The following is a 13,255-nucleotide window of genomic DNA, read 5'->3' on the forward strand; positions in this document are numbered from 1 at the left end:
AACGCTCAGGGGCGAAGATCCCACGCCGGTGATCATGTCGGGTCGCGTCGATACAACCTTCGTCGCATTGCCATGGACGAAGAGTTCGCGTCCGGTGCTCCGGCCCGTCCCTGAGAGCAGAGTGAGAACCCGCTGCCATGACAGATAACTCCGGGATATCCAATGGTCACGACGTCGTCGCGGTGGTCGGGCTGGCGTGCCGCTTTCCGGGCGCGAACTCGCCCGGGGCGTACTGGGACCTGCTCTCGGCCGGCCGAGAGGCCGTCGGCGAGGTGCCCGCCGACCGCGCCGCGCACGTCGGCACCCGGGCGGGCCGGGCCGGGCTGATCGGCGGGGTCGCGGATTTCGACGCGGGCTTCTTCGGGGTGTCGCCGCGCGAGGCGGCGGCGATGGATCCGCGGCAGCGGCTGCTGCTGGAGCTGGCATGGGAGGCCGTCGAACGCGCGGGAATCGAGCCCTCGACGGTGCGCGGCGACCGCGCGGGCGTCTTCGTCGGCGCGATGGGGGACGACTACTCCAGGCTGGTGCACGACCAGGGCGAGGGAGCGGTCGACAGCTTCACCCTGTCCGCGCTCCAGCGCGGCATCCTCGCGAACCGGATCTCGTTCTTCCTGGGACTGACCGGCCCGAGCGCGGTGGTGGACTCGGCGCAGTCCTCGGCCCTGGTCGCCCTGCACCAGGCGTACGAGAGCGTGCGCCGGGGCGAGTCGGCGTGGGCGCTGGCGGGCGGGGTGAACCTGATCCTCGCGCCGGAGTCGACGGCGACCGCGAGCGGGTTCGGCGCCCTGTCGCCGGACGGCCGCTGCTACACCTTCGACGCGCGCGCCAACGGGTACGTGCGCGGCGAGGGTGCCGGAATGGTCGTCCTCATGCCGCTGGCGGACGCCCGCGTCCACGGCCACGAGGTGCTGTGCGTGATCCGCGGCGGCGCGGTGAACAACGACGGCGGCGGCGAGCAGTTGACCCGGCCGAGCCGGTCGGGACAGGAGAAGGTGCTGCGGCTGGCCCTGTCCGACGCCGGGTCCGACCCCGCCGACGTGGGCTACGTGGAACTGCACGGCACCGGCACACCGGTCGGGGACCGGGTGGAGTCGGCGGCGCTGGCCGCGGTCTTCGCCGACCGGGACCGCCCGCTGGTGGTGGGCTCGGCGAAGACCAACGTCGGGCATCTGGAGGGCGCGGCGGGGATCGCCGGTTTCATCAAGGCGGCGCTGGCCGTCCACCGGGGGCAGGTCCCCGCGAGCTTGAACTTCGTCGCTCCGCCGGACGACCTGCCCCTGGCCGGGCTGGGCATCGAGGTCGCCACCGAACTGCGCGGGTGGCCGCGCGACGGGCTGCGGGTGGCGGGTGTGTCGTCGTTCGGGATGGGCGGGACGAACTGCCACCTGGTGCTCGCGCAGGCCCCCGATGCGGCACCGGGCGAAGGGGGCCGTCCCGAGAGCGCGGGCACGGTCCCCTGGCTGGTGTCCGGCGCCACCGCCGAGGCGTTGCGCGCCCAGGCCGCCCGGCTGGCTGAGCACGTCGCCGCACCGGACGCCCCCCGTCCGCTCGACATCGGATTCTCGCTGGCCACCACCCGCGCCGCGTTCGCGCACCGCGCCGCCGTGTTCGGCGCGGACGCGGCCGAACTGGTCGGCGGCCTGACCGCGCTCGCGGCGGACCGTCCCGCGCCGAACGTGGTGTCGGGCGAGGTCTCCGAGGGCGGCACGGCGTTCATGTTCACCGGGCAGGGTGCGCAGCGAACCGGTATGGGACGGCGGCTCCACGCGGAGTTCCCGGTGTTCGCCGAGGCCCTCGACGCCGTGTGCGCGGAACTCGATCCGCTGCTGGACGCGGAGCTGCGGGAGATCATGTGGTCCGACGCCGCCCCGCTGGAGGAGACCCGGTTCACGCAGGCGGCCTTGTTCGCGCTGGAGACGGCGCTGTTCCGGCTGGTGGAGTCGTTCGGAGTGCGTCCGGATCACCTGATCGGCCATTCGATCGGCGAGGTCACCGCCGCACACGTCGCGGGGGTGCTGTCGCTGCCCGACGCCTGCGCGCTCGTCGCGGCGCGCGGCCGGTCGATGCAGGCGGCGCCGGCCGGAGGGGCGATGGTGGCCGTGAACGCGGCCGAGGACGACGTGCGGGCGCTGCTCCCCGTCTCGGGGGTGGGCGTCGCGGCGGTCAACGGCCCCGGTTCGGTCGTGATCTCCGGCGACACCGGACCGGTGCTCGCGCTGGCGGAAGTTTTCCGGGCCACGGGGGTGAAGACCAAGCGGCTCAACGTCAGCCACGCCTTCCACTCCCACCACCTCGACGGGATCCTGGACGAGTTCGCCGACGCCGTCAGCGGGCTGGCCTTCCACGCCCCGCGGATCCCGATCGTCTCGAACCTCACCGGGCGCTTCGCCGAGACGGCCGAGCTGACCGACCCCGGGTATTGGAAACGCCACATCCGTGATGCCGTCCGCTTCGCGGACGGAATCCGCACCCTCCGGGACGCGGGCGTCTCCCGGTTTCTCGAACTCGGCCCCGAGCCCGTACTCGTCGGAATGGCCAGGGAAACGCTCGCCGACAACACCTCGGCAACGGCCTCCACGCTGCGGAGCGGGCAGGCCGAGGTCCGCACGCTTCTGAGGGTGCTCGGAACCATGCACGCGACCGGCGCCGTCGTGGACTGGACGCCGCTGACCAACGGCGGCCGCAGAGTCGCGCTGCCCACGTACGCCTTTCAGCGCCGTCGCCATTGGATCGGTGAAACGCGGGAGGCCGAACGCGCGGCGCAGCCGCTGCCCGTCCGCGATCGCGAGGGAGTGCGCGACCTGGTGCGCAGGCACCTCGCGGCGGTTCTGGAATACGACACGGTCGACATGACGACGTCGTTCAAGGACCTCGGGCTCACCTCACTGACCGCCGTCGAGTTGACCGACGGGCTTTCCCGCGAACTCGGGCTGGTCCTGTCCGGATCGCTGGTGTTCGACCATCCGACCGTCGAGCGGCTTGCGGCATACCTGCACGCGGAACTCACCGGTGCGGACAACGCGGTGAGCATCGTCGCTCCCGCATCGGCGGGGAGGGAGGAGCCGATCGCCGTCGTCGGTATGGGCTGCCGTTTTCCCGGTGGTGTCCGGTCGCCGGGCGAACTGTGGGATCTGACGCTGTCGGGGCGCGACGCGATATCGGAACTGCCGCGAGACCGGGGCTGGAACCTGGACGACCTGTTCGACGCGGACCCGGCGGCCTCCGGCCGGGCCTACGTCCGGCATGGGGGCTTCCTCGACGGCGCGGGGGATTTCGATGCCGCGTTCTTCGGGATCTCGCCGCGTGAGGCGTTGGCGATGGATCCGCAGCAGCGGTTGTTGCTGGAAACGGTGTGGGAGACGTTGGAGCACGCCGGGATCGAACCGGGCTCGCTGCGCGGCAGCGATACCGGTGTGTTCATCGGCGCCATGGCGGGTGACTACGGCCCACGGTTGGACAGTCCGTATGGAGGCGTCGACGGATATGTCCTCACCGGTACCGCCGGAAGCGTCGCGTCCGGCCGGGCGTCCTTCTTCCTGGGTTCGGAAGGGCCGGCGGTGACGGTGGACACGGCGTGTTCGTCGTCGCTGGTGGCCTTGCATCAGGCCGCCCAGGCGGTGCGGGGCGGGGAATGCTCTCTGGCGTTGGCCGGCGGCGTGACGGTGATGTCTTCGCCGGGGATGCTGGTGGAGTTCTCGCGGCAGCGCGGGTTGTCCGTGGATGGGCGGTGCAAGGCGTTCGGGGCGTCGGCCGACGGCACCGGCTGGGGCGAGGGGGCCGGTTTGGTGCTCCTCGAACGCCTGTCCGACGCTCGCGCCAACGGTCATCGGGTGTTGGCGGTGTTGCGGGGTTCGGCGGTGAACCAGGACGGCGCGTCGAACGGGTTGACCGCGCCCAATGGTCCTTCGCAGCAGCGGGTGATCCGCCGGGCGCTGGCCGACGCCGGGCTCACCGGCGCCGATGTCGACGCGGTCGAGGGGCACGGCACGGGCACCAAGCTCGGGGACCCGATCGAAGCGCACGCGCTGCTGGCCACCTACGGCAACGAGCATTCGCCGGATCAGCCGCTGTGGCTGGGCTCGCTGAAATCCAATGTCGGCCACACGATGGCGGCGGCGGGCATCGGCGGCGTCATCAAAATGGTCGAAGCCCTGCGGCATGGCGTGCTGCCGCCCACTTTGCACGCCGACGAGCCGACCCCTCAGGTGGACTGGAGCAGCGGCGGTGTCCGGCTGCTCACCGAGGCCCGCGAATGGCCTTCGACCGATCGGCCGCGTCGAGCGGGGGTGTCGTCGTTCGGTATCAGCGGCACCAACGCCCACGTGATTCTGGAGCAGGCACCACAACCGGAACAGGTCACCTTGGAGCCTTCTGCGGAGGGGCCGGTGGGGTGGGTGCTATCGGCCCGCTCTGAGGAGGCGTTGCGGGCGTATGCGGGACGGATCGCCGCAGCCGCCGACTCGGACCTGTCTCTCGCCGACGTCGCCGCGACGCTGGCCGCGCGCACGGCTTTCGAGCACCGCGCCGTCGTGGTCGGCACCACCCGCGAGCAGTTGCTGGCCGGGCTGGCATCTCTGGCCGAGGGTGAACCCTCGGCGGCTGTCGTGACCGGGGTCGCCGGGAGCGGTAAGTGCGTGTTGGTGTTCCCGGGCCAAGGTTCGCAATGGGATTCCATGGCCCGCGACCTCTACGCGGCTTCCCCTGTGTTCCGGAACCGTCTCGACGAATGCGCGCATGCCATCTCGGCCCACGTCGATTGGGACCTGTTGCAGGTTCTGCTGGCCGACGACGGCGCGCCGCTTCTGTCACGGGTTGATGTGGTGCAACCGGCGTTGTTCGCGGTGATGGTGTCCTTGGCCGCGCTCTGGGAATCCCACGGACTCCGTCCGGCCGCCGTACTAGGACATTCGCAAGGAGAGATCGCCGCCGCATGTGTCGCCGGAGCGTTGTCGCTGGAGGACGCGGCGCGCGTCGTGACGCTGCGCAGCCAGGCGATCCGTGCCCTGGCCGGGCAGGGCGGCATGGTCTCCATCGCGCTGCCGGTCGACCAGGTCCGGCCCCGCCTGAAGCAATGGAACGGTGATATCTGTGTCGCCGCTATCAACGGCCCAGGGGCCACCGTGGTCTCCGGTGGCGCTCACGCCCTCGATGAGTTGCAGGCAGTTTTTGAGGACGAGAGCACCCGCACCTGGCGCATTCCCGTCGACTACGCCTCACACTCCCCGCACGTCGACCAGATCCGCGAGGAGCTACTGAACCTGCTCGCCCCGATCACCCCCCGGCCCAGCGACGTCCACTTCTACTCCACGGTGACCGGGCAGCGGATCGACACCACCGAGTTGAACGCCGACTATTGGTTCCGCAACCTTCGCGGCACGGTCGAGTTCGAGACCACCACACGGCGGCTCCTCAAGGACGGCTACGACACCTTCATCGAGTCCAGCCCCCACCCCGTCCTGGCGCCCGGGGTGCAGGACACCATCGACACCACGGGTACCCCGGCCCGCAGCATCGCGACGCTCCGCCGCGACGAGGGTGACCTGACCACCTTCCTGCTCGCCACCGGACACGCCTTCACCGCCGGCGCCGGCACCGCCCACCACCACAGCGGCGGCCACGCCACCCTGCCCGCCTACCCCTTCCAACGCGACCGCTACTGGCTCACACCCAGCCGGGGCGATGTCAGCGGCGCGGGGCTGACCACCGCCGACCACCCGCTGCTCACCGCCGTCACCGAAGGCGCCGCCAGCACGGTCTTCACCGGCCGGATCTCCCTGACCACCCACCCCTGGCTCGCCGACCACAAGGTCGCCGAGACCATCGTGCTGCCCGGCGCCGCATTCATCGAACTCGCGTTCTTCGCCGCCGACCATGTCGACTGCGGCACCATCCGCGAACTCACCGTCCAGACGCCGCTCCTGCTCCCCGAACACGGCGCCCTGCGACTACGCGTGGAAGTCGGAGAGCCCGCACCCGGCGACGAGGCGCGGCCCATCCGCATCGACGCCCGCCCCGACACCGGCACCGACACGCCCTGGACCAGCCACGCCACCGGCCTCCTCGACACCGGGACACCCCCCGCCGACTGGGACCTCACCGCCTGGCCCCCGCCCGGCGCACGCCCGCTCGACCCTTCCTACGAAGCCCTCGCCACCCTCGGATACCACTACGGCCCGATCTTCCAAGGGCTCCAGAAGATGTGGCACCACAACGACCGCGTCTACGCCGAGATCACCCTCCCCACCGAGCCCGACACCTTCGACATCCACCCCGCGCTCCTCGACGCCACGATCCACGGCGCCCTGATGGGTCAGGTCCTGCCGAACGACGGCGGGATACGGCTGCCCCACACCTGGGAAGGCGTGACGCTGCACGCATCCGGCGCGTCCACACTGCGGCTCGCGGTGTCGCCGGTGGGGGACAACGCGCTCCGGCTGCGCGCGGCGGACGGTGCCGGAGCGCCCGTCGTCGGGGTGACCTCCCTGGCCATGCTTCCGGCCGACGTCGCCGACCTCGGCGCCCCGGCCGCGGACCACGACTCCGTCCTGCACCTGGAATGGGTACCCGCGCCGACGGCGCCCGCGGAGCCGCCCACCCGGATCGCGCTGGTCGGCCATGACCCGTTCGGCCTGCGCGCGGTGACGGGGACCGTTGATCGGCATGAGGCCGCCGAGCTGCCCGAGCTGCCCGACGGCTCGCGCGACGTGGTCGTGTGCATCGCGGGTGACGACGCGCCGGACGTTCCCGAAGCCGCCCGAACGGTGCTGAACGACGCGCTCGACCTCGTCCAGGCGTGGCTGTCCGACGACCGGTTCGCGGACGCGCGGCTGGTCGTCGTGACCCGGCACGCCGTGATGACCGGACGCGGCGAGCCCGCCCCCGATCTCACCACCGCACCCGTCTGGGGGCTGCTCCGCTCCGCGCAGACCGAGAACCCCGGGCGGCTCGTGCTGGTCGACGTCGAGGACGATGGTCGCTCGCTCGCCGCGCTGCCGTCCGCGCTGGCCGGTGGCGCCGCCCAGTGCGCGCTGCGCGACGGCCAGGTCCTGGTGCCGAGGCTGGCCAAGGCCGGTTCAGAGGACCGACCACGGGTACCGGAAGGTGTACCCCGGCGCCTGGACGGCGGCACCGTGTTGATCACCGGCGGCACCGGAACGCTCGGCGGGCTGTTCGCCCGGCACCTGGCCGCGAAGCACGGGGTGAGGGACCTGTTGCTGGTATCGCGGCGTGGAGGGGACTCCCCCGGAGCCGCGGGCCTGGTCGCCGAGCTGTCCGGACTGGGCGCCGAGGCGACGGTCGCCGCCTGCGACGTCGCCGACCGGGACGCGCTCTCCGCGCTCATCGCGCAGATCCCCGCCGACCGCCCCCTCACCGGCGTGGTCCACGCGGCGGGGGCCCTGGACGACGGGCTGATGACCGGGATGACGCCGGCGCGGCTCGACGCGGTACTGCGGCCCAAGCTGGACGCGGCGTGGAACCTGCACGACCTGACCAGCGACCTCGGGCTCTCCGCGTTCGTGCTGTTCTCCTCGATCATGGGCACGATCGGCAACGCGGGCCAGGGAAACTACGCCGCCGCGAACACCTTTCTCGACGCGCTCGCCCAGCACCGCCACGCCACCGGACTCCCGGCGACCTCGCTCGCCTGGGGCCTCTGGGGCGAGCGCAGCGAACTGACCGGCGACCTGGGCGATGCGGACATCGCTCGGATGGCCCGCACCGGGCTGAAACCGCTGCCATCGGACGAGGGCGTCGCGCTGTTCGACGCTGCGCTCGCCTCCGGTGAGGTCACCGCGACTCTGGCCGCGCTCGACCTGGACCGGTTGCGCGCACAGGCCCGGGAGGCGAGCCTGCCCGAGGTGTTCCGCGGACTCGTCCGGACGCGGCGCGCGGCCACCTCGGTCACGGCGGCCGGCACGTCGCTCGCCGACCGGCTGGCCGGACGCCCGGCCGAGGACGTCGATCGCGAGCTGCTCGAACTCGTGCGCTCGCACACCGCCACCGTGCTCGGCCACGCCGGTGCGGGCTCCGTGCAGCCGGACGTCGCGTTCCGGGAACTGGGCGTCGACTCGCTGTCCGGGATGGAGCTGCGGAACCGGCTGAACGACGTCACCGGGCTGCGGCTGCCGTCCACCGTGGTGTTCGACCACCCGACCCCGTCGGCACTGGCGGTGCTCTTGCGCGGCGAGTTGCTGGGCGAGGTCGTCCACGTCGCCGCCCCGGCGGCGCCGGCCCCGGCGGGGAGGGAGGAGCCGATCGCCGTCGTCGGTATGGGCTGCCGTTTTCCCGGTGGTGTCCGGTCGCCGGGCGAACTGTGGGATCTGACGCTGTCGCGCCGGGACGTCATCGGCGGGCTGCCGCGAGACCGGGGCTGGGACCTGGACGACCTGTTCGACGCGGATCCGAGGCGCACCGGCAAGAGCTATGTCGACAAGGGCTACTTCCTCGACGGCGTGGGGGAGTTCGATGCCGCGTTCTTCGGGATCTCGCCGCGTGAGGCGTTGGCGATGGACCCGCAGCAGCGGTTGTTGCTGGAAACGGTATGGGAGACGTTGGAGCACGCCGGGATCGAACCGGGCTCGCTGCGCGGCAGCGATACCGGCGTGTTCATCGGCGCGCTGTCCCAGGATTACGGGCCGCCGATGCACGAGGGTTCGGTGGAGGCCGACGGATACGTTCTGACCGGCACCAGCGGGAGCGTCATCTCGGGTCGAGTGGCGTTCTTCCTGGGTTCGGAAGGCGCGGCGGTGACGGTGGACACGGCGTGTTCGTCGTCGCTGGTGGCCTTGCATCAGGCCGCTCACGCGGTGCGGAACGGCGAGTGTTCTCTGGCGTTGGCCGGCGGCGTGAGCGTGATGTCCTTGCCGGGAGTGCTGGTGGAGTTCTCGCGGCAGCGCGGGTTGTCCGTGGATGGGCGGTGCAAGGCGTTCGGGGCGTCGGCCGACGGTACCGGCTGGGGTGAAGGGGCCGGTTTGGTGCTCCTAGAACGCCTGTCCGACGCTCGCGCCAACGGTCATCGGGTGTTGGCGGTGTTGCGGGGTTCGGCGGTGAACCAGGACGGCGCGTCGAACGGGTTGACCGCGCCGAACGGACCCTCGCAGCAGCGGGTGATCCGCCGGGCGCTGGCCAACGCCGGGCTCACCGGCGCGGACGTCGACGTGGTCGAAGGCCACGGCACAGGCACCCGGCTCGGCGACCCGATCGAAGCGCAGGCCCTACTCGCCACCTACGGAAAAGAACACTCGCTCGACCGCCCCCTGTGGCTGGGCTCGCTGAAGTCGAACGTCGGCCACACGATGGCGGCGGCGGGCATCGGCGGCGTCATCAAAATGGTCGAAGCCCTGCAACGCGGCGTGCTGCCGCCCACTCTGCACGCCGACGAGCCGACCCCGCACGTGGACTGGAGCAGCGGCGGCGTCCGGCTGCTCACCGAGGCCCGCGAATGGCCTTCGACCGATCGGCCGCGCCGTGCGGGGGTGTCGTCGTTCGGTATCAGCGGCACCAACGCCCACGTGATTCTGGAGCAGGCACCACAATCAGAGTCGGCCACCGAGGAGCCGTCCGAGGACGGGCCAGTGGGATGGGTACTCTCAGCCCGAACCCAGCAGGCATTGCGAGCCTATGCGGCACGGATCGCCGCAGCCGCCGACTCGGACCTGTCTCTCGCCGACGTCGCCGCGACGCTGGCCGCGCGCACCGCTTTCGAGCACCGCGCCGTCGTGGTCGGCACCACCCGCGAGCAACTGCTGTCGGGACTGACCTCGCTGGCGGAGGGCGTCCCCTCAGACGACGTCGTCACCGGGACGGCCGGTGACGGCAAGTCCGTGCTGACCTTCCCCGGCCAAGGTTCGCAATGGGATTCCATGGCCCGCGACCTCTACGCGACCGCCCCCGTGTTCCGGAACCGTCTCAACGAATGTGCGCACGCCATTTCCGCCCACGTCGATTGGGACCTGCTTCAGGTTCTGCTGGCCGACGACGGCGCGCGGCTCCTCACCCGGGTGGATGTGGTGCAACCGGCGTTGTTCGCGGTGATGGTGTCCTTGGCCGCGCTCTGGGAATCCCACGGACTCCGTCCGGCCGCCGTGCTAGGACACTCGCAAGGAGAGATCGCCGCCGCATGTGTCGCCGGAGCGTTGTCGCTGGAGGACGCCGCGCGCGTCGTGACGCTGCGCAGCCAGGCGATCCGTGCCCTGGCCGGACAGGGCGGCATGGTCTCCATCGCGCTGCCGGTCGACCAGGTCCGGCCCCGCCTGAAGCAATGGGACGGTGACATCGGCATCGCCGCGATCAACGGTCCCGGAGCGACCGTGGTCTCCGGCGGCGTCCAAGCCCTCGATGAGCTGCAAACACTTCTAGAGGCCGATGACGTCCGGACCTGGCGCATTCCCGTCGACTACGCCTCGCACTCCCCGCACGTCGACCAGATCCGCGAGGAGCTACTGAACCTGCTCGCCCCGATCAGCCCCCGGCCCAGCGACGTCCACTTCTACTCCACGGTGACCGGGCAGCGGATCGACACCACCGAGTTGAACGCCGACTATTGGTTCCGCAACCTTCGCGGCACGGTCGAGTTCGAGGCCACCACACGGCGGCTTCTCAAGGACGGCTACGACACCTTCATCGAGTCCAGCCCCCACCCGGTGCTGGTCCCCGGTATCCAGGACACCATCGACGACACCGCCGCGTCCGCCCGCAGCATCGCGACGCTCCGCCGCGACGAGGGTGACCTGACCACCTTCCTGCTCGCCACCGGACACGCCTTCACCGCCGGCGCCGGCACCGCCCACCACCACGGCGGCGGCCACGCCACCCTGCCCGCCTACCCCTTCCAACGCGACCGCTACTGGCTCACACCCCACCCCGTCCGGGGCGATGTCAGCGGCGCGGGCCTGACCACCGCCGACCACCCGCTGCTCACCGCCGTCACCGAAGCCGCCGCCAGCACGGTCTTCACCGGCCGGATCTCCCTGACCACCCACCCCTGGCTGGCCGACCACAAGGTCGCCGACATCACCGTGCTGCCCGGCGCCGTCTTCATCGAGCTGGCGTCCCATGCCGCCGACCACATCGGCCACGGCGTGATCCGCGAGCTGACCACCCACACCCCGCTCCTGCTCCCCGAACACGGCGCCCTGCGACTACGCGTGGAGATCGGAGAGCCCGCACCCGGCGACGAGGCGCGGCCCATCCGCATCGACGCCCGCCCCGACACCGGCACCGACACGCCCTGGACCAGCCACGCCACCGGCCTCCTCGACACCCGGACGCCCCCCGCCGACTGGGACCTGAGCACCTGGCCCCCTACCGGCGCGCGCCCCCTCGACGTCTCCTACGACACCCTCGCCACCCAGGGGTACCACTACGGTCCGACGTTCCAGGGCCTCCACCAGATCTGGCGCCACAACGACCGCGTCTACGCCGAGATCACCCTCCCCACCGAGCCCGACGCCTACACGATCCACCCCGCGCTCCTCGACGCCGCACTCCACGCCGCTTACGGCGACGGCCCCGGGCTGGCGACGACCTGGCGCGGCGTCGCGGTGCACAGCGTCGGCGCGACGATCCTGCGGGTGCGGATCAGCCCGAACCAGGCCGGGTCGGTGTCGATCCTGCTGGCCGACAGCGTGGGCGACCCGGTCGCCGAGGTCGGCGGAGTCAGCATCACCCCGACGGATTCGGGGCAGTTGCAGGCGGCCAAGGCCGCGCAGCTCCACGCGCTGTACCGGGAGGCGTGGGTCGACCACCACGACGCGAGATCCCTGCCGCGCAAGGCGAGCTGGGCGGTCATCGGCCCGGACGCGCTCCTCGCCGTGGCGGGGCTGGCGGCCGCAGGCGTGCGGGCGGAGGCATTCCCGGAACTCGGCGCCCTGGCCGGAGCCGCGCCGGACCACCTCGTGTTCAGCGTCCCGCCGGACGGGGAGGTCGGCTTCACCGCACGGGAGGCGTTGCGCCAGGTGCAGGCCCTGCTGGAGACGGAGACGCCGGCCTCGGCGACGGCGGTGTTCCTGACCACCTCGGCGGTACCGGCGTTCGATGACGCCGCCGTCGACGTCGCGGGCGCGGCGGTCTCCGGCCTGCTCCGGTCCGCGCAGGCGGAGAACCCCGGCCGCTTCGTGCTCGTCGACATGGACGCGGACGAACGCTCCTGGCGAGTTCTACCGAGAGCCGTGATGTTCGGCGAGCCGCACCTGGCTCTGCGCGAGGGGAAGGTCAGGGTGCCGAGGCTCGTACCGGTCAAGCCGGTCAGCGACACGGAGCGGCCCACCGAACCCGACACCACCGTGGTGGTCACCGGCGGACCCACCGCGATGGGTGAGTGCTTGGCGCGGCACCTGGCCTCCGCACATGGAACACACCGGGTCGTGCACACCGACGCCAGGAACCCGGCACTGCGCGAGCTGATCGAGGGCCTACCCCCAGGCCGTCCGCTGAGCACGGTCGTCCACATACCGCAGCCGCCGCCGGGCGACCTGACGACCCCCGATTCGCTCGCCGAGACCCTGCGCGCGACGGTCGCGGCCGTGGAGTTCCTCGGGCGGGAGGCCGGGAAGGCCACCGTCGTCCTGTGCTCCTCGTTCGCCGGGACCGCGGGCGGCGGAACCGCGGCCGAAGCCGCCTCCGCCGCCGCCCTGGACGCGCTCGCCCGGCGCCGCCGCGCGGGCGGCGCCCCGGCGGTGTCGCTGGCCTGGGGTCCGTGGGCGCTTGGCGACGAACCGCCCGGTGCTCGGATCGCGGGAGTCGGCGTGCTGGGAGAGTCGGAGGCCGTCGCGCTGTTCGACGCCGCCCGCCTCGCGAGCGAGCCCGTGTTGATCCCGGCCAGGCTGGACCTGGACGATCTCGCCCGGCAGGCCAGAACCGGGACGGCGCTGCCGCCGGTGTTCAGGTCGCTCGTCAGGACCACCGCCAAACGCACCGCGCGCGGAGGCGCGGTCTCCACGACATCGCTACGGCAACGGCTCGCGGCGATGGCGGAGGCCGACCGGGACGAGGCGCTGTCCGACCTGGTCTGCACGCATATCTCGGAGGTGCTCGGGCTCGGGCCGGCGAACGTCGTGCGGCCGAACCAGGTCTTCCGGGAACTCGGGTTCGACTCGCTGTCCGTTCTCACCCTGCGGAACCGCCTGAAGTCGGCGACCGGCCTGCTTCTGGATTCCTCGTCCATTCTTCAGCACTCGACACCGGGCGAGCTGGCTCGGCACCTCAAACAGGCCCTGCTCGAAACCTGATGGGACGGGCCTCTCACCACCCGAGG

General features: G+C 71.8%; 1 protein-coding gene. It reads left to right on the top strand.

From position 1 onward, the window contains the following. Positions 1-137 precede the first annotated feature (137 nt). Positions 138-13,229, top strand: a complete 13,092-nt coding sequence (locus tag GNZ18_RS15525) for a type I polyketide synthase (RefSeq protein ID WP_156217188.1) — start codon at positions 138-140, stop codon at positions 13,227-13,229. Positions 13,230-13,255: the final 26 nt, after the last annotated feature.

This window comes from Actinomadura litoris (genome assembly GCF_009733595.1).
GTDB classification, from domain to species: domain Bacteria; phylum Actinomycetota; class Actinomycetes; order Streptosporangiales; family Streptosporangiaceae; genus Spirillospora; species Spirillospora litoris.